At 42.7% G+C, this 22,533-nt stretch carries 19 protein-coding genes; 3 read left to right on the forward strand and 16 right to left on the reverse strand.

Annotated elements, in window-relative coordinates:
• The 10 genes from V7161_RS01005 to V7161_RS01050 form a co-directional block, all read right to left on the reverse strand.
• The coding region (locus V7161_RS01005; RefSeq protein ID WP_420491540.1) for an N-acetylmuramoyl-L-alanine amidase family protein at window positions 1–2,077 on the reverse strand (2,077 nt) is incomplete at its 3' end.
• Window positions 2,078–2,283: 206 nt separating this feature from the next.
• Entirely contained in the window at window positions 2,284–3,291 is a 1,008-nt protein-coding gene (locus V7161_RS01010; RefSeq protein ID WP_335441871.1) for an SIS domain-containing protein, read from the reverse strand.
• A 12-nt stretch (window positions 3,292–3,303) separates the two neighbouring features.
• Window positions 3,304–4,317: an SIS domain-containing protein gene (locus V7161_RS01015; protein WP_335441872.1), complete on the reverse strand. Its 1,014-nt coding sequence runs from the start codon at window positions 4,315–4,317 to the stop codon at window positions 3,304–3,306.
• A gap of 165 nt (window positions 4,318–4,482) precedes the next feature.
• Window positions 4,483–5,469 carry an SIS domain-containing protein gene (locus tag V7161_RS01020; protein WP_420491542.1) on the reverse strand — a complete coding sequence of 329 codons (987 nt, stop codon included), beginning with the start codon at window positions 5,467–5,469 and terminating at the stop codon, window positions 4,483–4,485.
• A gap of 189 nt (window positions 5,470–5,658) precedes the next feature.
• Window positions 5,659–6,552 (reverse strand): TIM barrel protein, encoded by an 894-nt coding sequence (locus tag V7161_RS01025; RefSeq protein ID WP_335441874.1) that lies wholly within the window; start codon window positions 6,550–6,552, stop codon window positions 5,659–5,661.
• A gap of 39 nt (window positions 6,553–6,591) precedes the next feature.
• Complete coding sequence (locus V7161_RS01030) at window positions 6,592–7,479, reverse strand: carbohydrate ABC transporter permease (RefSeq protein ID WP_335441875.1); 888 nt, start codon at window positions 7,477–7,479, stop codon at window positions 6,592–6,594.
• Window positions 7,480–7,484: 5 nt separating this feature from the next.
• Window positions 7,485–8,372: a carbohydrate ABC transporter permease gene (locus tag V7161_RS01035; RefSeq protein WP_335441876.1), complete on the reverse strand. Its 888-nt coding sequence runs from the start codon at window positions 8,370–8,372 to the stop codon at window positions 7,485–7,487.
• 60 nt (window positions 8,373–8,432) lie between these two features.
• Window positions 8,433–9,722, reverse strand: coding sequence for an ABC transporter substrate-binding protein (locus V7161_RS01040; RefSeq protein WP_289987190.1), 1,290 nt, complete (start codon window positions 9,720–9,722; stop codon window positions 8,433–8,435).
• Window positions 9,723–9,752: 30 nt separating this feature from the next.
• Complete coding sequence (locus tag V7161_RS01045; RefSeq protein WP_335441877.1) at window positions 9,753–10,565, reverse strand: fructoselysine 6-kinase; 813 nt, start codon at window positions 10,563–10,565, stop codon at window positions 9,753–9,755.
• A gap of 53 nt (window positions 10,566–10,618) precedes the next feature.
• Entirely contained in the window at window positions 10,619–11,359 is a 741-nt protein-coding gene (locus tag V7161_RS01050; protein WP_335441878.1) for a GntR family transcriptional regulator, read from the reverse strand.
• 450 nt (window positions 11,360–11,809) lie between these two features.
• Here V7161_RS01050 and V7161_RS01055 point away from each other — a divergent pair, with 450 nt between their 5' ends.
• The 3 genes from V7161_RS01055 (at window position 11,810) to V7161_RS01065 (ending at window position 15,667) form a co-directional block, all read left to right on the forward strand.
• On the forward strand, window positions 11,810–12,304 hold the full coding sequence (locus tag V7161_RS01055) for a sigma-70 family RNA polymerase sigma factor (RefSeq protein WP_335441879.1): 495 nt from the start codon (window positions 11,810–11,812) through the stop codon (window positions 12,302–12,304).
• Window positions 12,305–12,661: 357 nt separating this feature from the next.
• Window positions 12,662–13,897 carry a GGDEF domain-containing protein gene (locus V7161_RS01060; RefSeq protein WP_335441880.1) on the forward strand — a complete coding sequence of 412 codons (1,236 nt, stop codon included), beginning with the start codon at window positions 12,662–12,664 and terminating at the stop codon, window positions 13,895–13,897.
• Window positions 13,898–14,161: 264 nt separating this feature from the next.
• The gene (locus tag V7161_RS01065) at window positions 14,162–15,667 is read left to right on the forward strand and encodes a diguanylate cyclase domain-containing protein (RefSeq protein ID WP_335441881.1); all 1,506 of its coding nucleotides are present in this window, start codon (window positions 14,162–14,164) and stop codon (window positions 15,665–15,667) included.
• A gap of 447 nt (window positions 15,668–16,114) precedes the next feature.
• On the opposite strand, the gene V7161_RS01070 is transcribed toward V7161_RS01065, so the two are convergent.
• From V7161_RS01070 to V7161_RS01095, 6 genes are all read right to left on the reverse strand, one after another.
• Window positions 16,115–17,431, reverse strand: a complete 1,317-nt coding sequence (locus tag V7161_RS01070) for an ammonium transporter (RefSeq protein ID WP_335441882.1) — start codon at window positions 17,429–17,431, stop codon at window positions 16,115–16,117.
• Window positions 17,432–17,436: 5 nt separating this feature from the next.
• Window positions 17,437–17,796 carry a P-II family nitrogen regulator gene (locus tag V7161_RS01075; RefSeq protein WP_335441883.1) on the reverse strand — a complete coding sequence of 120 codons (360 nt, stop codon included), beginning with the start codon at window positions 17,794–17,796 and terminating at the stop codon, window positions 17,437–17,439.
• Window positions 17,797–18,187: 391 nt separating this feature from the next.
• Complete coding sequence (locus V7161_RS01080; protein WP_335441884.1) at window positions 18,188–19,402, reverse strand: Ger(x)C family spore germination protein; 1,215 nt, start codon at window positions 19,400–19,402, stop codon at window positions 18,188–18,190.
• Window positions 19,399–20,508, reverse strand: a complete 1,110-nt coding sequence (locus V7161_RS01085) for a GerAB/ArcD/ProY family transporter (protein WP_335441885.1) — start codon at window positions 20,506–20,508, stop codon at window positions 19,399–19,401. Before V7161_RS01085 ends, V7161_RS01080 begins: the two co-directional genes overlap by 4 nt.
• 14 nt (window positions 20,509–20,522) lie before the next feature.
• Window positions 20,523–22,013, reverse strand: a complete 1,491-nt coding sequence (locus V7161_RS01090) for a spore germination protein (RefSeq protein ID WP_335441886.1) — start codon at window positions 22,011–22,013, stop codon at window positions 20,523–20,525.
• A gap of 110 nt (window positions 22,014–22,123) precedes the next feature.
• Window positions 22,124–22,533: PilZ domain-containing protein (locus V7161_RS01095; RefSeq protein ID WP_335441887.1), on the reverse strand; the 410-nt coding region annotated here is incomplete at its 5' end.

Raw genomic sequence — 22,533 nt, forward strand, 5'->3', positions numbered from 1 at the left:
CATCCAGATAGTACCACTTAGCTCCATCTTTCAGCCAGCCCGTCTTCATGGCTCCGCTGCCAGCCAGATAGTACCATTTACCCCCATCCTTTAACCAGCCCGTTTTCATCACGCCGCTCGCATCAAGGTAGTACCATTTGCCGCCGTCTAACAGCCAGCCGGTCTGCAACTCACTGGTTTTCAAATCATAATAATACCACTTGCCATTTGCTAAAACCCAGCCGAATAGCAGTGGAACCCCATTATTTTCCTGTCCTTTTTTAAAAAAAGTATAACTTACTTTACTGCCTTTTGAAGCGGGCTGGACAAATCCATCCTTTGAATTATAAGTTGTCACAACCGCGCCGCCGCCGCGCAAATTCACAGAACTGCCGGTAAAAATTTTCTCATTCAGCGTATCAAAAAACGGATCACCCTTGAATCCGTATGGACCGGCCCCTTCTTTTAATAAGAGCGCAATCCGGAAATTGGTCATTAATTTTCCAAACGTCATATCAGGACTGATATACTTTTTCGCCACATCCTCAATGGCCTTATAATTATTATTCGGATTCGCTAAAATTTCTTTAAAAATCCGATTTCCCTGCCCGGTTTGAATTTTTAGATACTGACCAAACAAATAAGACAGAGAATAATTGGCAAGTGTATCTCCGTTATAATCCCAATACAACAGAGAATGTCCATTTCTGATGGACGAAGAAAGGTTATAATACTCAATCCGGTCGGAAAGACCGTGCCCCAAATAGATTTGCTCGGCTGCCATCGATAAAGCCTCATCCAGCCATGTATCCATACCATCACTATTTCCTTCAATTAACGCATTTTGATTGAAGTTCACCATATGCTGAAACTCGTGGGCAAGCGTCTCATAAGCGCCAGTGACATCCTTTGCCGAACCTATGCCCATTGTTGGATACGTATCCATATAAAAAATCTCTGACTGATTGGAATGATCGACATTGTATAAATCCCCGGAATAAAAATACCCGGCGATATAGCCGCCGCCACTGGTATCCGAATATCCATCCTGAATGTCATAGCATAAAATATTTATTTTTCCATCATGGTCCACATCCGATTCCGGCCCAAAATTAGTGGTCACAGTGGAATAAATCTTATTGTCAAATTCCGTCCCTAATTTTTCAGCATCAGAATCAGTAATTTGGTTATCATAAACCCATACATTCGCTTTTGCTCCGCTGTAAGCTAAGCGGGCATTAATTTGCGTATCTGTATTCGTCGTTAGATCTGACACCCAAAATAACTTTTGATCGCCGATTTTATATACCGGCATCAAAGACCGGGCGCTTTTTCGAACCAGCTTGCCTTTATAAGCTGAATGGTCAAATGGTTTATTATAGTCAATCTTATAAGCCTCACGATTCAAACTTGCACTGGTCGTGACCTTCATTTTTTTCACATTAAAAGCCCCGGAGGCCTGAATCGCCTCTCCATCAACAGACTCATTACTAATAACCGCATATCGATCGTCCGGTACACTGTCCCTCGGCGCAGCATAAAACGGATTTGCCACCTTAAAAGTAAGCACATCAGCATAATAAGGATCATCACTAGATTTCGAAATTCCTATTCTCATATAAATATAAGGCTGATCGCTGAAATCACTTTTGGCCAATTCTGTATTTAAATAAACACCATTATACCCGGTCATATCATAATCTGCACTGCCTAAGAATTCTAAAGAACCCGCCGCTTCTTTATATAGTTCGAGGGTCAAAAGACTATCTTTTTCCGTAGATGAATCTGACTCGTAGGTCAACTTCACATTCATCAGATCCGAACTAACAGAAGTCACATCATCAAAATAAATATAATGATAACTGCCAACACTATCATATAAATCATCAACAAAATCGCCATTCGCAATTAAAGGATAATCCTGTGGATCCATAAAATCCGCTTTCTTTACCGATTGCTTCGGTGCTTTTTCCGAAGATAATTTCTGGCTCATCGTCTTCTCAGGCGTTGCCGCTGCCGAATCCATCCCCTCGGCAAACCCCACCGCAGGCACCAGCACAAGCTGAAGCGCAAGTATTACCGCTGCAAATCTCCGCACTTCCTCTAACCCCATTTCCATTAAAAGTCTATTAGTATTCTACTATTAAACTCTCGTAATTTCATTCCCATTTTTATTCCAAAAGCAACCCTATGTAGTCACTGAACCAGTCTATCGCTAATATCTAGTGATGCAGATTTCTGCAAATTTTTTGTACAGGCATGCAAATTGAAAGAAGCCTCCACAAAATGTGAAGACTCCGATCATTAAAATGGAACTTTTTTATAATACCGTCTCGTCGTCAGCGGATGGTTCCTTTGCGCTTCTAAATGGCAGCTGACCCTTTCGAGAAGACTCGCAAACACGATCGGTGAGATTATACCCCTTAATTCCTCCGAAATCCCCTCTAACGGATAATCCTTCGTATCAAAAACGGTTACCTCTCTGGAGTAATGCTCAGCAAACCGCTCTACTCTCTCTATCAGAGGGCGGGTGGGATTCTCGCCTTTGAGCAGAATTAAACTCGTATCCTTCTCCACCAGCTCTAACGTGCCGTGAAAGAAATCGGAGGCATGGACAGGACGGGTTTTGATCCATTGCATTTCTTCTAAAATACACATCCCGTAGTAATAGGTTTGCCCCCAATCTACGCCTGCACCGGAAAGAATATGGTAAGACGTTCTCTTATGGTTTTGGGCAAATGCGGATGCCCGCTGCTCGGCTGCTTCCTTTACTTTTAAAAGTGCGTCTGGCAGCAAGTTCATTTCCTCAATGTATTGATGGTACTGCGGGAATTCCTTTCGTTTATACATCAGGCGGAACGCTATCAAATAGGACTGGATGTAAAACGACTCACATGAGGTATCGTCCTCCGCAAAATTAACGAAGGTGTAATCCGTTAATTTCGCTAACGGTGTATCGGCATGGCCAACCAGGCTGATGGTCGTCGCCCCTTTTTCACGGGCAAATTCCGCCGCTGCCACCGTCTCTTTGGTTGTACCGGATAAGGAAGGCATAATCACTAAGGAATGTTGGTTTAAGTGTTGATGATGCATCACCATTAATTCCGATGAGATTTCAGTAAAAACAGGCAGGGTGGAATACGTTTTTAAGATGTATTCAGCAGGATACATGAGAATTGCGGCGCCGCCTGTACCTACAAAAAATACATTTTTTATTTCTGACATGGAATCAATGGCCGCATCCAGCTCATCCTTAAGAGACAACGCTCCCTTTTGAATTCTTAAATACCGTTCCGAGTCGAAATTGAACATTACATCCCCCCCTTAATACTCCATTTTCCGGTAATAGCGTCTCATCTCCAACGGATGATTGCGTTCCCGCTCCAGATACACACTGATCCGTCCGGTTAAGGCCCAGTTTACGCTAATGGCCAAATGTTTCCTGAACTCCTCACTGATTCCATCCAAGGCATAATCCTTTGTATCCAGAATGAATAGCTCTTTTGTAATTTTTTCAGCAAATCGCTCGACCCGCTCCACCAGCGGACGGGTTTCATCTTCTCCTTTGAAAAGGATAACGCTTGTATCTTCTTCGACAAGCTCGAGTGTCCCGTGGAAAAACTCCGCCGCATGGATCGATTTAGACTTGATCCATTGCATTTCCTCTAAAATGCACATCGCATAGGAATAAGTGTTGCCCCAAAGATTGCCCGCCCCGACCAGCATGTGGTACCCGGTATCCTTGTGCTTAATGGCGAATTGCTCTGCCCGTTCGTCAAAGGCTTCGAGCGCCTTGACCATGCCTTGCGGGAGAAGTTCCAATTCTTTCGCAAATTGATTATATTGCGGGAACTCGTCGTTGTTATGGATGAGACGGAAGGTCAAGAGCTGTAAATATAGAAAGAAGGTATCAAAGGAATGCTTTTCATCAGGAGCCAAAATGCAATAATCGACGGCTTCGGTGAGCGGGGTGCCTGCCTTCGCCACCAGCCCAATCGTCGTCGCCCCCTTATCCTTGCAGAACTGGGCGGCAGCGACCGTTTCTTTCGTAGTACCGGTGACAGAAGCGAACACACATACAGAGTCTTTTGTCAGGTGACGGTTGTTCATGACTAGCAGCTCCGCCGCAATCTCCGCATGAACTTCTAAAGAGGAATTCGATTTCAAGATATATTCAAATGGGTACAGCATTGCAATCGTCCCGCCTGATCCGATAAGGAAAATATTCTTAAACCCCTTAGTGGCGATTTCATCCACCACCCGCTCAATCTCCGGCCTTTGTGCCAGCGCTTCCTGCCCTAAAATCTTTAAAAATAACTCAGCATCAAACTTTAACATGGTTATACCTCCAAAATTTATTTTAGTTGGTTGGCGTCAAGGCCATTAATGGACATTCTTACGCCTACAGTGTACATCCTTACCTAAAAGAGAAATGTACTCCCACCGCGGACAAAATGGTGAAAATGTCTTTCTTTGGTGCCTGACACCAAATTAACTTTCCTTTTAATACGGGACCTTCCACATGTATCGTCTGGTACTTAGCGGGTGGTTGCGGGCTTCGGCCAGCTCTTCAGCGTATTGGCGGAGCACGGCTTGTAATACAAGTGGGGCAATATAGCCTTTAACACTGTCGGCCACGGCCGTTAGGTCGAATTCCTTTGCATCAAGAACAACGACTCTTTCACCGTAACGTTGGGTGAATTCTAAGGAACGCTCTTCTAGCGGACGAGTTTCATCCAAACCTAACAACTGAATGACTGGAACGTCTTTATCTAGCACTTCAAATGGTCCATGGAAGTATTCGCCGGCATGGAGGGCATGGGAATGGATCCACTGCATTTCCATTAGCAGGCATATCGCAAACCAGTAGGCAATCCCGTAGTCAGCTCCGCTGCCCATTGTGTAAATAACCTTGTCATCCTTATAGGACTCCGCAAACGCCTTTCCCCGTGGTAAAAATTTTGCCTTTTCTTTTTCTAAAATTGGCCCTAGGTTTTCTAATGAAGAAACAACATCATTGAATTTTCCATTACCTTCTTTAGCTGCAAGGAGTCCGAAAACAAGCTCGAGCATAATCGCAGGTGATTCGTTCAGGTAATTTGCTTCTTTGCCATCTTCATAAACAATGACATATTCAGACTCATGGGCCAGCGGTGCATCAGCATCAAAGGTTAATGAAACGGTTAATGCCCCTTTTTCGCGTGCAAAGCGGGCCGCTTCCACGGTTTCTGGTGTTTTTCCGTAGTGTGAGCACAAAATTACCAGTGATTTTTCATTGAGCTTTCGCGGGTTGCGGTGAATGAATTCATTGGAGCTGTATAAATCAGAATCGATTGTTGCACTCTCACGATCTAATACATATTTACTGGCATACATCAGGGAGGAAGATCCCCCGCATGCGACGAAATAAACTCGGTCAATTTCGCGTTTTTTGAAAACCTCTAAGGCATTTTTAACGTCTGCTAACAATTTTTTGTCCTCCTTTTTTATGGGTTTTGGCATAAAACGAACCTTTTTATTGCTCCGTTATTTGGTTATCGGTGGAACATTACAAAATATCGGCGAATTTGAATGAGATATCGGCGGATTTTCAAATTTATCGGCGGATTTTTCATTTTATCGGCGAATTTCCGGGGTATATCGGCGAATCGACAATCGCTCACTTATCACATCAATTTATTAGAAAGAAGAACCCGCAGTATCGGTGAAAAATGGGGCCAGTGTCCGCAACGATTTTTCTATCGCTGCGTCTGGGTCCAGCAAATACTCTGAAGCAGTAAACTCTAGTGTCAAAGCACCCTCATAATTGTACTCACTCAGCGTCCCGATGTATTTCTCCAATGGCAGATTCCCGTCGCCCCAGGCTAAATGTCCGCCTGGATTCCCATCAATAAAATGGATATGGGCAAAATCCTCCTGCAGCCTCTCAAAATAGGAAGACAGCTCTTCGCCTTCCACCGCCAACGGAATCGTATCGACCATTCCTTTTAAATAAGGAGAGGGAATCGATTCGAGCATCTCCGCTAAGTCAGGCAGCGTACAAATCAAATTCGACTCAATTTTTTGCAAAGGCTCAAGCGCCAAAACCACTCCTTGTTCCGAAGCATAAGCCGTCAGCTGCTCCAGCGAGTCCCGGCACCGCCTCCATGCCTCCTCCCTGCTTTCATTCCGGTAACCCCAGCCGGCCGTGACCAACACCATTGGCGCTGCTAATTCAACAGCCGTCTCAACCGATTTTTTAAAATAAGCAATACTTCTTTCACGAATCACGAGCTCCTTGGCGGCCAAATTGATTGGGTACATGCATTGCTCAGGAGTGAAGCAGACGACCTTCAGCCCCCGCTGATCGATCTCTCCCTTAATCTGACGAACCTGAGCAAGCGGCAAATCCTCTACATACAAGTGCGGCGATGCGCCCCATAACTCAATTTGTTCAAACTCAAACTTCACCATCGCATCCAAAAAATACTCCAGCGGATAATGCAGATAATGAAAATTCATGCCCGTGATCTGCGAACGTTTCAAATTTCCCATCCCATTCCATTCCTCCATCATCCATTTGGTATATACCATTTCCTCCGTCCAGGCTGAAAAAGGGAAGCATTCCCCTAATCAACCCTTCACACTGCCAGCCGACAGCCCGCGCACAAATTGTTTTTGAAAGAGAATATAGGCAATAATCATCGGCAGCGCAGAAATTCCTAAGCCGGCCAATTGGATTCCAAAATTAGTATTCAATTGACTCCGCAAATTCATTAGACCAACTGGAATCGTTCGAAGCGCAGAATCCTCCACGAATACCAGCGCGAACATAAATTCATTCCAGACATTCATCCCCGCCAGCAACGCGCAGGAAGCAATAATCGGCTTCCCCATCGGAATGATAATGTGCCAATACACCTTCCAGCTATTACAGCCATCGATAATTGCAGACTCCTCAAGCTCTCGCGGGATGGATAAAAAGTAAGATCTCATTAAGAAAATCGCAAACGGCAATTGAAACGCCACATACGGAAGAATTAACGCCCAATACGTATTGTAAAGACCCAGCCCCTGCAGCAATTTAAACAAAGGAATCAAGCTGACCTGTGGTGCCAGCATTAAACCGCTTAAAATCAGGACAAGCACCAGATTTTGGCCTTTAAAATGGAAACGGCTCAAGCCAAAAGCCGCCATCGACCCGAGCAGCAGCACCGCCAGCACTGAAACAAGCGTCACGAGCACACTATTTAAAAAGAATTGGCCGATACCCGCGTCCCAGGCAGCTTTATAATTGCTCCACAGCCATTCCTTTGGCAGCGACCACGTATTCAAGAAAAAATCACTATTCGATTTCAGTCCGCTTAAGGCAAGCCAGATAATCGGGTAAATGATCAATAAAGCGAAGACACTAAACCAGATGAACACCACAGATTGAAACAATCTATTTTTGACCAAGGTCAAGTTAACCCGCGAACTGCGAAACTCCGCCACTTTTTCCGTATTCACCAAAGGTTCCATACCAGCTACACCTCCTGTCCCGATTTCCCTAATTTCAACTGAACCAAAGACAGGGTCAGCGTTATCACAAAAATCACTGTTCCGATTGTTGAGGCATAGCCCATTTCATCATTTCGGAAGGCCGCCCGGTACAGCATCGTCCCCAGCACTTCCGTCGAACGGCCCGGTCCCCCGTTAGTCATAATGTACACTTCATCAAACACCTTAAACGCGCCAATCACGGTGATCACCGTGCCAACTAGAATCATTTCCTTAATCTGCGGCAAGGTAATAAACAGGAACGTTTTAATTTTAGAAGCGCCATCAATCATCGCCGCTTCATAGTATTCATACGGAATTTTTTGCATCGCTAAAATGAACAGCATCGTCATATAGCCGGTATACTGCCATTGTGACACCGCAACGACCGCGTATATGGCCACTTCACTATCACCAAGCCAGGAGCGTGCCCATTCCGACTGTCCAATCGCCTTCAAGGCACCATTAACCAAGCCGACTTCCGGATTATAAAGGAGCTGCCAGAGCAATCCGACAACCGCAATCGATACAACAGACGGAATAAAAAACACCGTCCGGAAAAAGGGCTGGAACCTTCGAATCAATTTATCTTCTAAAATAGCAGCAATAACCAAACCGCCGCCGACTTGAAACAGTAACGAAATGACCGCGTATAAGGAATTATTTTTCAAAGCCGTAAAAAAGATCGGGTCTTTAAAAAGCCTCCCGTAATACTCTAAGCCAACAAATGCTTTCCCCACCTCGAACGAATTCCACCTAAATAAGCTATTGTAGAGATTTAAGACAATCGGCAGAAACACAAACATGAGAATGAGAAGGAGTGCCGGCAAAATAAATAGTAAGGCCGTACGGCTATTGCGAAAGGTTCTTGTCATATCTTCTCCCTCCTGGAAGGGGGCAGGCAAATCGCAAGCAAATGCCTGCCCTTCTCATTCTTATTCCACTTCACTTTGGACTTGCTTCGCTACCTTTTGAACTTCTTTAATAATTTGTTCCGGTGTTTTCGATCCATCCAGCAAGAGCTGGATATTAGATAAATACACATCCGCCACTTTTGCGTGAACATCAGTATCAAGCCACTCCGCCATGCCTTCTGCTTTCTTCATCGCCTCAACACCTTCAGCCACTTCCTTCAAAGCTGTGTCTGGGTTTGTGGCTCCGTCAATCGGGCTTGGCCAACCGATTTCTTTGACCAGCTTCAAAGAATTTTCTTTGCTTGTTAAGAATTTCAGGAACTGGATTGCTTCTTTAGGATGCTTGGTTTTCGAAGAAACGATAAAGCCATCTGGTGCGCCGGTGATGAAATTCTGGTTTCCTTTTCCATCGGCAATCGACGGCATCGGGAAGAAGCCCCAATTGCCCTTCATGTTTTTATCCATATCGGCAAATTCCTCTAGTTCCACATACATAATCGCGCCCTTGCCGGCGAAGAATAATTGCTTCGCCATATCATGTGAGCTGGAGTTGACATTTTTCATAAAATAACCCTTTTTATTCAAATCTGCTAACAGTTCCATCGCTTTGACATAGCCTGGGTCAGTGAATTCGCCTGAACCTGGATTATAGTCTTTCATTCTTACATCCTGAGAAACTTCTTTTTGGTTTAATCCTGTTAAGTAATGAATCGCGGCCCATGGATCTTGATTTCCAAGAATGAGCGGAGTTTCACCGCCCTTTTTCAACGTATCGAGAGTCTGTAAAAATTCATCCCAGGTCGCGGGCTCCTGCAGGTTATATTTTTCAAAAATTTTCTTGTTGTAAACAAAGAATTTACCATTGAATCGAAGCGGGATACCGTAGTTTTTTCCGTCAGAGGTGAAAGGCTGCAGGGATGCTGGAATAAAGCTGTTCTTCCAAGCTGTATCTTCATTTAGATACGGGGTCAAATCTAGGGCTGCATTGGCGCGGACGAACTTGCGGGCAAATTCGCCGGACCAGGAGAACATGATGTCCGGAACCTCGTTGCCACCGAGGATGACACGAAGTTTGTCCTTGATCGGTTCATCGGCAATGGCTTCCATCTTAATCTTGATGTTAGGATTCTGCTTTTCAAAATCTTTAACCACTTCTTCAAAATAGGGAGCGTATTCTGGCTGCGGCCACTTATGCAGAAACTTTAACACTACTTTTCCCGACTCATCTTCCTTTGTGGACGAAGAGCTCGAGCACCCCGCGAGCAACAGGGCGAACACCAACATGAATGTTAAGACCAGCTTTGTTTTCATAGCAATAAACCCTCCTTATTTTTATAAAAATTAAAATGGAATCCCATAGCCAAAAGCGCCCTCGACCAGACAGGTTTTGGCTGCGAATTTTGCGCCTTCTTCCAAGCTGCTTTCTAATTGATTTCCAGCTAAATGATGCAGAATAAACGCTGTAAAAAAGGAGTCGCCGGCACCGAGTGTATCCACTGGCTGAACAAAATGCGGCTCTTGACGGTAAAAATTCTCGCCATCAAAAACCACCGCGCCCCGCGAGCCCATCGTGCCAATCGCCAGCCTGCTGCCAAAGTTATAAACTCGTTTTAATAGATTCTCAGCTTCCTCAACAGCCAGCTGCCCGCATGAAAGGAGACTAATATCAATATGGGGGCAATTTTGTTGTAGCAATGAATCAGTGTAGTCACTCGAAAAATCATAGGATACGAGAATGCCCGCTTCCTTCAATTTTGGCAGCTCTGTATCCATATCGCTGTAGATGCTGCTATGAGCTAGATTGAAAGATTTAACATAGTCGAGGTCTTCGTTGTTAAGAACAATTGGATGATCCTTCTGTACACCTCCACCATTCCCGCCAATAAATACCCGGTCGCCATCAACTAAATCGACCGCGGCAAAACCGTTTTCTCCTTTATGCTGGCGACATTTTGAAATATCCACATCCAAGCTTTTTAATGTTTCAATAATATGTACTGCCGCTAAATCATTCCCGAAAACGCCTAGATAGGCGGATTCAATCCCTAATTGCTTGGCATAGACGGCGAAATTCAGGGCGTTCCCGCCGGGATACATCGTTTTTTTATACATATATTTATCGACCACATTATCGCCTACACCAATTACCTTCATCTCAGTTCCCTCCCTTAATGGTATATACCATTTCATGTAGATCTGAAACAAAATCATTTCAGATTCAGTTCAGAATAAAACCTTACGATATCGCTTCTAGTTAAAGAAGTGGAAAATTCTATTTCTTGGTCGTGGGGGTCGTAGGCGACGGACTCCTGATATATACACGGACTTTCGGAGCGGATTTTTAATAGCTTACTATCACTTTCCTCCGAAAAAGTAACCTGCATTTGCTCCTTTGCCTTGACTAGAACAATCCCGTATTGATCCTCCAAGATTTGATAGAGAGATACATTATCGAAGATAAACTGTTCGAGATTTGGACATAGTTTTTCAGAAATAAACGATTCTTCGATCGCTACCGGCATTTCATTGACTGAGCGCAATCGTTTTAAGGAGATAAGTGTTTCTCCGATTGGCACATTCAATTTCCTGGCGATATGGGGCTTGGCCACGGTCTTTCCGATGGAAAGCACCTTTGTGCTGGGAATAAACCCCTTGTTCATCATATTTTTCGTAAAACTATTAAAGGTAATAAAGTCCATTTCAATTTTATTGTTGGTGATGAACGTTCCCGCGCCTACCCGCCGCTCGACCACACCTTCTCTTTCCAGGACTGAAAGTGTGTGCCTCGCCGTCATCCGGCTGATTTGAAATTGCTCTGCCAGCTCCCTTTCAGACGGAAGCTTATCCCCGTGCTTCAGCTTTCCACTCTCAATATCATCTAGAATCTTTTCCTTTAGCTGCTTATAAAAAGGAACCTGATCTTCTTCGTCTCGTATCATTCTGCTCATCTGATATATTCCCCTATTTTAGTTAATGGTCACTCCTAAAACTAATTGTTGAGGTTCCTACAAAATTTGTCAATCTCAATAATGGTATATACCAATTTAAGTAATTATTTAAAAAATAGGGTCCATTAAAACGCTTTCAACTTTGCTAGTTAAGTAGATAGTCAATTGCTTGTGGGTTGAATTTAGAATAGTCCAAATTTTCATTTCAGTCAATGAGGTTTCAATAAACAAATTTCGACGATTCTTGCAAAAGATTTTTTTATGTTAATAATCTAACGAATGAGTAAAAATCAGCTCCAAAAACCACTTTTGTGCATAAAAATCGACTGTTTCAAGCGAAAATGCCCTTCAAAAGTGATTTTGTGACATTCGATAAGCTGTGCTATTCCGGCTATGGTAAAGGTACCCGGGAATATCAAGTATAGCGCGCTTTCTGAAAGGAATTTACCATTGGAAAGCTTCGAAAAATTAGTAGAACAGTACCAGCCGATGATCCAAAAGATTATCAACTCGCTCCATCTTTACAAAAACAAAGATGAATTTTACCAGCAGGCGCTCATCGCCCTGTGGGAGGCAAGCAGGCGTTTCAATCCTGAAAAAGGAAGCTTTACTAACTATGCCTACTCCTATATACGCGGCCACCTTCTCATGGAATTAGGCAAATCGTATCGGGACAGCGAACGAAACCTTTACCCTAAGGAAGAATTTTGGACCGCCATTGAAGACGATCATTCAGCCTGTCCAATGGAAAAAGAAACTCTATTAACCTATTGCTCCACGCTGACACCAAACCAAAGAAAGTGGGTCCGCGATTCGGTCTTCTACGGTTTTTCGATTAGAGAGATTGCCGAACGGGAGAAGGTTTCGGTCTCAGCTGTCAAACAATGGCGTACGGGTGCGAGGGAAAAGATAAAGGACTTGATTCTTTCTGTCGAAAACATTTAATTCTACCTGACACGCTTCTCCATTTTTCCGCTGTTCTGTTTGCTATTTTAAGTAATAGATATCCACGAACTTGACCATACTGATGAAGGAATTCGTTCAGGTAGGAGTGGTTTTAATGGAAGAGCGGGAAAGTTTTTTCACAGGATTGCTATGGGGTACAGCGCTAAGCATCCCATTATGGCTGGCCTTATTAGGATGGGTAAAAATAATCCTCCATCTATTATAAATTTCGATTAGCTGATAAAGGGTATGCGGTCCCCAATATCGGCTTTTTTATTTAAAAAAACCGGAATACCCTTTCCTTTAACCAAAAATATGCTAAAATACCGAAGAAAAATAGAAAAAAGGAGGATCAACTTGAAGTCCTTCACTAAGAATCTATTAACAACACAAGAATTCAATCAAGTTAATGAAGAGGAGTTATTTGAAAGAATAAAACTCATTTCTTATATGCTGATTTTCACCTATCCATGTTTTTTCATCGTCGACTTTATTTTTTATAAAAATCTCGACAAGCCCATTTTTAAATGGGTGCTCGAAAGCGTACATCTTGCTGGACTGGTGATATCACTCATATTTCTAATGATCTACCCGAATAAGATAGCTCCTAAAGGTTTGATCGTAAGTGGCTATGTTTCCCTCTATTTGTTGATAGGAGCCGTTTCCTCTATTAACAGCCAGCTATTCACCGGAAACATTTACGCCTATATCATAATATTACTGGGAGTCGCGGCCATCTTCCCGATTCGTCCCAGGAATCTATTATTCCAGTATGTCACCGTCCATATTTTATTCTTAATCGGCTTATATCTAATTGAGCCCCATCATTATTCGTACCTCTCCATATTAATTAACTCGACAGGGACCGCCGTCATTTCATTTACCATTGCACTGGCCTTCTATTCGTTTCGAAAAAATGACTATTTAAACAAGCAGAAGCTTAGCCGGAATGAGGAAAGTTTTCGGAGACTATTTAATTTGAATCCAAACCCGTTAATTCTGACAAAGCTCGATAGTGATGAGATTGTCCTCATTAATAAACAAGCGGTCGAATACTACCCGGAACATGTTGATACAAGCTTTTTTTTCAGCAGTCCAAATGAGAAGCAGGAAATTTTAAATAGGCTATTAAAGGAAAAAAGCATTAAAAACTATGTAACAGAGCAGCAAATTACAGCTAACGTATGGAAATGGTCACTGCTAAATTTTGAATTGGTTGATTACCTTGAGGACACCTGCATTTTAATTGATTCGACTGATATTACTGACATGAAAAAGAAAGAGGCTGAGCTCCTTCAGCATGCATCAATTGATATGCTGACTGGCATTCGCAATCGCCGCAGCGGCATTGAACTATTAAGAGAGCTGCTTAAGGAGGATAAGCAGGAATTTATCATTTGCTATATTGATATAAACAATTTGAAAATCGTCAATGATCGTTTTGGTCATTCAATTGGTGACGATCTGATTAAAACGTGCTGTGAGACAATTAGCGAAAACCTAGATCACCAGGACGTGTTATTCCGCCTAGGCGGGGACGAATTTATCGTGATCTTTTTTAAAAAGAAAATCGAAAACGTCGAGGAAGTGTAGGCTGACATTCAGTGTGCCTTCCATGAGATTAACGTTTCCAATCAGAAACCGTACGAAATCTCGGCAAGCCAGGGATATTACCACTATAAGCCGGGGACAAAGGTTACGCTCGAGGAAATTCTAGAGTCGGCAGACCAGGAGATGTACAAGAAAAAGGCGATTTATAAGGCGTTGGAAAATGTCTAAATGTTGTTATTGTGATGCTTCGGATAATAGGATACGATAGATTAGGTAATATTTACAAATTAACGGGGTAGTGTACGTATGTATAAAAATTTAATTATGGACCTCATCGCTAACCTTGCCATCTTAACTTCATCCATCGTCCTTATCCATTACTTTTTTAAAAATAAAGGCAATTTTTTCGATATTCATCACCTAAACACAAGAATCCTAAAGGGCAAGTCAAAACTATTCATTGGTTTGTTTTTTGGCATAGTTGGGTCAATCCTGATGTTTTATGGATTGCGGCTTGGCACGGGGACTCTTGTCGATTTCCGGCATTTTCCCATTATCATTAGTTCCCTTTTTGGGGGATTTCCTTCTGCATTCCTAACAGGAAGTATCATCGCTATCTCGCGAATCTTTTTTAACGGGCAAACAGATTTGCCGGCTTTCATGGGGGCTTTTAATGCCATCCACATGGCCATTGCCTGCGGTCTCATTTCCACCTATGCCACCCAATGGAGGAAATGGGTATTTTTGAATATCTATTGTTTAATTTCTATTAATCTCGCAGCTATTTATTTAATTAAGGACCTAAGCACACTGCTGCTTATTACCGTTGCTTTTTGGACGACCTCCATGATTAGTGCAATCTGTATATTCTATTTGATTAATTATCTATTAAAAACTAGTTTTCTTCAAAATCGAATAAAGGAGAACGAGGAACAATTCCGCTTAATTAGTGAGAATATGTCGGATGTTGTCATGGTGCTGGACACGACAGGAATGGCGCTTTATGCTTCTCCCTCTATCGAACTTTTTGGCGGGAAGCCGATTGAGTATATCGGAAAGTATCCTCGTGAATACATTCACCCGGATGATGTTGATCGTGTTCGAGAGATGTTCCATAAAGTGGTCATCGACAAAAGTATTTTAGTAACGGAATACCGCTGGCGGCATGCAACTGGGGATTGGATTGATGTCGATATGCGCGGAACACCCATCATTGAAAATGGAGAAGTGACAAAAGTGGTGGCTGTTTCAAGAGATATTTCTGAGCGGAAAAAGATGGAGCAGCAATTGCACTATTTGTCTAATATTGATGGCTTAACCGGATTATCGAACCGGCGCTTTTTTGATCGACAGCTTGAAAAGGAATGGATCAAGTCTGACGAGGCCAAAACACCGCTGTCACTGCTTTTTTTTGATATAGATTATTTTAAACCTTATAACGATACATATGGTCACCCAGCAGGTGATCGCTGTTTGCAAAAGATTGGTATTCTTGTCCAAGAGCTTCTTGTTCCTCCCCAGATTTCGGCCCGCTATGGCGGTGAGGAATTCGCCATCATTCTTCCGGAAACCGATTCAGCCGGAGCGGTTATCATTGCTGAGAAAGTCCGCGAGGCGATTGAGACGTTAAACATCCCTCATCAAGCTTCACAGGAATATGGGGTAATAACCGTAAGTATCGGCATTGCCACTTATCAGGACGGATCGGTTGGGTCCACCAGCGAATTAATGGAACAAGCGGACAAAGCATTGTACCAAACAAAAAATGCCGGGCGGAACCGGGTAAGCAGTTGGGGAGCATTGGCCCAATAATGAAGGCGGCTTAATCAGCCGCCTTTTTATTTTTGCTCGGGATGCATTGAGAGTTGGAATGAGGAACATTGGGGCCCTTCTATGGGACAGTTCGGGAGTTTTTACGCCAAGTTTTGTCCCATAGGGCTCTCCTATGGGACAGTTTGATAGTTTTTTCGCTAAGTTTTGTCCCATAGAGCTCTTCTATGGGACAGTTTAATAGTTTTTTACCAAGTTTTGTCCCATAGAACTTTTCTATGGGACAGTTTGATAGTTTTTTTACCAAGTTTTGTCCCATAGAGCTCTTCTATAGACAGTTTGATAGTTTTTTTACCAAGTTTTGTACCATAGAGCTCTTTTATAGACAGTTTGATAGTTTTTTCGCTAAGTGTCCCATAGGGCTCTCCTATGGGACTGATTGATCACATTTTAACTTAATTTTTGTCCTTCAGTGCAAAAAGTTTCCCATTAAACCGGTTTCTCCGCCTTTGCTTTGCTCGTAACAGGAGCAGCAACCGTGACACCTGTGGTTTCTTCGAAGTTAAATAAACTGGTTGGCAGATCTGTGAAACGCTCCAATTCGTTATATGCCGGAATACCGTGGTAGGACATATCAAGCCCCTCTTCTTCCTCTCGCTCAGATGCCCGGAAGCCAACTGTTTTTTCACAAACCTTCGCCATAAACGTTCCCCCAAGGAGCCCCCAAATAATCACGACAGCTGCCCCTAGAAGCTGTACCTTTAAAAGCGAGAAATCACCGGTGGTCAACAAGCCAGCTGACCGGTCAAATAACCCAACCGCAATTGTTCCGAACACACCGCTGAAACCATGAACAGCCACAGCCCCGACAGGATCATCCACCTTTAAATAATCGACGAATAGCGTTGAATAAATCACCAGCAAACCGCTAACCGCCCCAATTAAAACTGCACTCCATTCGGAAACAAACGCACAGCCAGCCGTAATCGCCACTAATCCCGCCAAAACACCATTGATTGTCATACTTGGGTCAGCTTTGCCAAATTTCTTCATCGTTAGGAACAAAGCAGCTGCACCACCGCTTGCTCCAGCTAACATCGTGTTAATCGCAATCGGGGCAAGCGCAGAGCTTGAGGCATCCAGGGTGCTGCCGGCATTAAACGCAAACCAGCCGAACCATAGAATAAACGCACCAGCTGAAGCCAATGGAATATTACTAGGGGCAAAAACGTTCACGCTGCCGTCAGAGTTAAACCGACCCTTCCTTGGTCCTAGCCATTTCGCCATCGAAAAAGCGGCAAAGCCGCCAACCGCATGAATCGCCGCCGAACCGGCGAAGTCCTTCATGCCTAATTTCGCCAGCCAGCCATCGCTATTCCATATCCAGTGGCCGGACAAAGGATAGATAATAATACAAATAAGAGCGGCTGTGACCACATAGGCTTTAAAATTCATCCGCTCCGCCAGTGCACCCGAAATAATCGAGATACAAGCAACCGCAAATCCCATCTGAAAAAGCACAAACGCCACACTAGGCAATTGAATTGATAAAACAATTTTTTCCGGACTGCCAATCAGGCTTGTGCCAACAATTCCAAAGGCATCCTTACCAAACATAACCCCAAAGCCAATCAGCCAAAACGCTAAGGCTCCAATCGTTAGATCGACAAAAATCTTCATCGTGACATTAACGGCATTTTTCGTCCGGACAAACCCTGCTTCCAATAAACTGAAGCCGCCTTCCATAAATAATACCATGGCCGCAGCCAGGACTACCCAAATAGTATTGATATACATAAGTTCCATTATGATCACCCCTCTCGATTTGCTAAATCATCAATATCATAATCAATTGTTCCCGTCCGAATATTGTACGCCTCCAAAATCGGATAGACGTATATTTTCCCGTCACCGTCTTCGCCTGTCTGGGCTGCCTGGACAACGGTGCGGATGGTCGACTCCACCAAATAATCGGATAGGACAATTTCCAGCTTTACTTTTGGATGCAAAGTCACCTGATAATTTTTCCCGCGGTACACACCCTGCGTATCTTTTTGTTTGCCGCGGCCAACCACCTGGGATACAGTAAAGCCAGTAATTCCTATCTTTTTCAAGCCTTTAATGGTATCTGTAAGCCTTTCAGGCCGAATAATCGCCTCAATCTTTTTCATGGAAACACCCCCCATGTTACATTTCCTAACATCAATATGTAAAAATATATAACACTAAACAACCCTTCGTCAATGGAATTTTTCCACCAATTAATCAATTCTGAATATTTAATTAATTATGTAAGCCCTTACATAAAAAAATATCCCTTTAGCAGGGATATTGAAAACTGTTTATTCAAGAAGTTTTCCTAGTGGTTTGTACAACACATCAATTAATTCTGAAGGACCGGGCACATCCGGGAAAAAGATTAACAGGTTTGCGATCAGCCATCCAAAAACTGAAAAAACAATTAAAACCACTTTATCTTTTTTTGATTTTTGTTTATTTTTTTTATCTGGGAAAGGACCATTAATAATATAAGCAGAGTCGTTCCCATTAAATAAACCATTTTCATTCTGCTTTCCCCTTCTCACTAGAAATGAGTGGGTGACCGGATTGCATTCCTTGTCTTTGAATATTGATTTTCGATGCAATGGTTACTTTTACTTTTGGAAAAATTTCATTCCAACGATGTTTTTCTTTTTTCCAAATTTCAGGATACTCGCGGTGAAAGGCGTCTGCAAACCCAAAAACATCTGCTTTCATATCCTTTTGAACTTCCTTTAATGTTTCGTTCACTCTGTTAGCAAGCTGGCTGTTTAATTGGTGCTCTAAAGCCTTCACTACTTTCGGATTCGTCACGTCTAGGTCGGTTGTATTTTGCATGATATCATCGTCCGCCTCAGCTTTCAGTACGACTTCCCATTTGCCATTTCTTATTTTCGGAATGATTTTCGAATTGGCCCGCAGTAATTTCATAGAAACATAACCTTTTGTACCTTTAGGAGTAACGGAGATGGTAGAATACTTCACTTCGTCCCTAAGCCATAAAAGCCCTCGTGTAAGGGAATCATCAATTTTACCCACCATTTTATCCCTTTTAAATATCGCCGTTCCTGTAATATAGGCAATGGTACGCTTCTCTTCCTGCCCTTCAATTGGAGGAAGAATCTTAATCCACGGAATGGCCGTATCACCAGCCTCACTTACCAACATTTCCGCGAAATCTTTGGTGGTAACCGTCATACCTATTTTTTCTTCTCCTAATTCTCGAACCACTTCTGCAAGATCACGTTCCAGAGGTGGAAGAAGACTTAATATTTTTCGAGCTCTCTCTTTGCTGATAAATAATTGAGATCGTTCTCGAAGCTCTGGCATACGAATAAAAAAATCGACATGCTCCGCAATTCCCTCTTTAGCTATCGCCTCATTGAAGATAAACACTTCGCAATGGCTCCAGAAAATTTGGCGGGGCAGCTTTTCTTGAAGAATCGACATTGCTTCAGCAATGGTATTTCCTTGTGCAGAGCGTATCAACGTCTGCATAGCTCCGCCGCCTCCTGAGCCCTCCATTCCCTGCTCACTGCCGGTGCTGCCTTTCGGTATATACAAAAGTACCGTAAGCTCCAATTTTCCATTTTGTTTTTTATCAATTCCAGCACCTCTTATCAATGCCAGATCATTTACTTCCCTTCTATCCCAACAGCCGGCTAATAAAAAAACAAAAAGAATAAGAAAAAGAAAAAAGATTTTCTTAAGGGAGGCCTTCCCATAATGGCGTCTCATCCTGTTATTGACCCTTTCATTTGCTGTCTTTTCTTTTTAATTAATGCAATAATAAGAAGGATAACCGGAAAGCCAACCTGGATGGATAGTAAATAAAAGGCAGCTGTAGTACTAAGAAAATGTGATAGTACCTGCAAATTTGGCGCAGACCATATTCCAAATAAAATTAATAAAAAGCCTATTGGGAGCACAATCGTACGAAAATCAGTAAGCTTAAGCCACTGGGCAGTCCCCAAAACAAGCACATAATAAAAAACTGTAATTTTAATAAATGTACCGGCAACCCAAAGGGCCATCACGATCGATTCCAAATGGGCCAAAAAATCAGCAATACTAATATACCGAGCCGCTACCATAACAGGATAAGTTAATGACGCTGTCAATTTTCCAAATAACAAAAGGGACATTACATTGGTCAGCACCATATAAAACATCACACTAAAAACCGATATCATTCCCCATTTCATTCCTTTATCCTGATCCCTTAAATAGGGAAAGAAAAAAGAAACAAGGATAAATTCACTAAACCAGCTTTGCAGGACAACCGAACCCTTTAAAGATGACCCTAAGCCGTTTTCCAACATCGGAAAAAAATTTTTGGTATCTAAATCCTTTAACAGCATAACAAATATAACCAAATAAAGGACTAACAAAACGGGGACAATCATCTCCGAGCATCTCCCTATCACTTCAAGGCCGCCATAGACAGCCATAGAAGAAACAATAATCATGGTCGAAAAAATAACGACCATGGGTGTCTGATGGAGGAAGGTGCCTGAAACAAACTCTCCATACTCACGGACGATAATGCCCGTTACATGAAAATAATAAAACACCAAAATCACGCCAACAATTTTCCCTGGAATTTTCCCTAGAATTTGCTCGCTGTATTCAAACATTGTTTCCTTCGGATAGAGCCTATGCAGTCGATAAGCAACAAATACAATCATAAAACCAATGAAAGATGCCCAAATCGGCGATAACCACAAATCTTGTTTGGCTGTTTTCGCAGTGATCGCAGGGACGAGCAGTAAACCGGTGGCTAAAATGGTCGGATTCATCATAAAGGCCATTTGTAATGCCGAGATTTTGCCTCGTTCAAGCATATCCACTTCAACTCCTATTCAGTTCCCTTAAGCGGGTTAGGTTTCTGCCTCTCCGGCTGCCGATTTGTATTAGAATATCCTGTCAAGCGAGGGCGCTTTTTAATGGACCACCATGGTGCTCTAATCAATACATCTTTCATCTCCTCTCCCTTCATTGGCGCCATTGGAGATAGATAGGGAACGCCAAAGGAACGGATCGTATTTAAATGAACAATGATGGCAAGAATCCCGAGCATAATCCCGAGTAACCCCAGTGTCCCTGCTGCTACAATCATAGGGAAGCGGAGCATTCTAATAGCGGTAGATGCGTTGTACCGTGGGATGGAAAAAGAAGCGACCCCTGTGAAGGCTACAACCATGACCATTGGTGCCGATACAAGCCCCGAAGAGACAGCTGCCTGGCCAATGACCAAAGCCCCAACAATACTAATGGCAGAACCGATTTGTTTGGGCAGACGGATCCCAGCCTCCCTTATGGCCTCAAACGTAATCTCCATAATAACCGCTTCAATCAGAGCAGGAAATGGAACTTGCTCTCTTGACTTCGCCATGCTTAACAAAAGGGTCGTTGGAAGCATCTCCTGATGATAGGTAAGAATCGCCACATAAGTAGACGGAAGTAGTAAGGCTATGAGCAAAAAAATATAACGCAGCCAGCGGATAAGTGTTCCAATCATAAACCGTTGATAATAATCCTCAGAAGCCTGAAACAAAGAATAAAGTGTAGTTGGTGCAATTAAAACAAACGGTGTCCCATCAACTAAAATGACTACACGACCTTCCAGCAAGCTTGATGCCGCAACATCCGGCCGTTCTGTATTTAAAATTTGCGGGAATGGTGAATAAGGATCATCCTCGATGAATTCTTCGATATAGCCGCTCTCCAATACACCGTCAATATCAATGCGGTTCAGCCTGTTATGGACTTCATCAAGCAGATGAGGATCAACAATTCCCTCGATATACATATAAACAATTTGCGTTTGGCTGTAGCGCCCCACGACTAATGATTTCATTTTTAAATTCGGACTCTTAATTTTTCTTCGTAAGAGCGAAATGTTAACACTGATTGTTTCCGTAAAGCCATCCCTGGGACCTCGAACGACAGATTCAGCTATCGGTTCCTCAATGGCACGTTTTTCCCATTTTGCCAAACCAATTGTGATGCCCTCTAGTTGTTGATCAATCAACATAACCGGATTCCCTGAAGAAATTTCCTGAACGGCATGTTTGGTGTCAGTAAAAGGTTTCACCTTCGAAACGGACAGCTTCTGCTCAAGAATCGTCTGAATGTCTGGAAGTCTCGTTGTTTCTTGCTGCATCAACGGGGAAAGTACATGTTTATCGATTTCTTCAATATTGGCCAAACCTTCTGTATAAATGAGAAGGGCTTTTGTTTTATTACCGATTAAAAAGCTGCGAAAAATAACATCGGGACAATCTGTGAAAGTAGATTTCAGGACTGCTTCATTTTCGAATAAATGAAGTGAAAGTAAATCCATCATGAATTCCTCATTTTGTTTTGTTCATTTAAACTTAGTATGCTATCAGCTTGGTTTAATTATCCAATAAGCAAAACAAAAAGGAACCTGTGCCGGTTCCTTTGTTACTGATGTTAGTTAGTATGATGAAAATAGGTCTCGAAATAGTCATTTAGTAGATTGTTTATGAAGGTTCGGGCAGTTTCGGGTACATGAAATTGCACACCATATTGGTAAAGGTCTTCAGACAGCTCTTCACTCCAAATAATGGCCCCAGGAAGGTGGATTTTTTCCTCTAGAATCTCTGCCTCAAAAGAAAAAATAATCTCTTGATCGATCATTAATTGTAGAGTGGATGTAAACCTCAATCCGCCAGGACCCATGTTTTCAATAAATACCACGGTGTTCCCCTCTTCTAAATGTAATTCTTTTGGATTAACTAACGTCATCTCTGAATCAAATGGATATTTTATTTTAATTCGGTAAGAAGTTGACGGGAAGCTAGTTGTCATTTCCTTTTTAGAAGGTTTAAATTTCAACAATT

The sequence above is a fragment of the Neobacillus drentensis genome, from assembly GCF_036965425.1.
Taxonomy (GTDB): domain Bacteria; phylum Bacillota; class Bacilli; order Bacillales; family Cytobacillaceae; genus Neobacillus; species Neobacillus drentensis_F.

Coding starts and splice junctions, on each gene's coding strand:
- V7161_RS01010 (WP_335441871.1), bottom strand. CDS start 3,291: ATGTTCAATTTCGACTCGGAACGGTATTTAAGAATTCAAAAGGGAGCG.
- V7161_RS01015 (WP_335441872.1), bottom strand. CDS start 4,317: ATGTTAAAGTTTGATGCTGAGTTATTTTTAAAGATTTTAGGGCAGGAA.
- V7161_RS01025 (WP_335441874.1), bottom strand. CDS start 6,552: ATGGTATATACCAAATGGATGATGGAGGAATGGAATGGGATGGGAAAT.
- V7161_RS01030 (WP_335441875.1), bottom strand. CDS start 7,479: ATGGAACCTTTGGTGAATACGGAAAAAGTGGCGGAGTTTCGCAGTTCG.
- V7161_RS01035 (WP_335441876.1), bottom strand. CDS start 8,372: ATGACAAGAACCTTTCGCAATAGCCGTACGGCCTTACTATTTATTTTG.
- V7161_RS01040 (WP_289987190.1), bottom strand. CDS start 9,722: ATGAAAACAAAGCTGGTCTTAACATTCATGTTGGTGTTCGCCCTGTTG.
- V7161_RS01045 (WP_335441877.1), bottom strand. CDS start 10,565: ATGAAGGTAATTGGTGTAGGCGATAATGTGGTCGATAAATATATGTAT.
- V7161_RS01050 (WP_335441878.1), bottom strand. CDS start 11,359: ATGAGCAGAATGATACGAGACGAAGAAGATCAGGTTCCTTTTTATAAG.
- V7161_RS01065 (WP_335441881.1), top strand. CDS start 14,162: ATGTATAAAAATTTAATTATGGACCTCATCGCTAACCTTGCCATCTTA.
- V7161_RS01070 (WP_335441882.1), bottom strand. CDS start 17,431: ATGGAACTTATGTATATCAATACTATTTGGGTAGTCCTGGCTGCGGCC.
- V7161_RS01075 (WP_335441883.1), bottom strand. CDS start 17,796: ATGAAAAAGATTGAGGCGATTATTCGGCCTGAAAGGCTTACAGATACC.
- V7161_RS01080 (WP_335441884.1), bottom strand. CDS start 19,402: ATGAGACGCCATTATGGGAAGGCCTCCCTTAAGAAAATCTTTTTTCTT.
- V7161_RS01085 (WP_335441885.1), bottom strand. CDS start 20,508: ATGCTTGAACGAGGCAAAATCTCGGCATTACAAATGGCCTTTATGATG.
- V7161_RS01090 (WP_335441886.1), bottom strand. CDS start 22,013: ATGATGGATTTACTTTCACTTCATTTATTCGAAAATGAAGCAGTCCTG.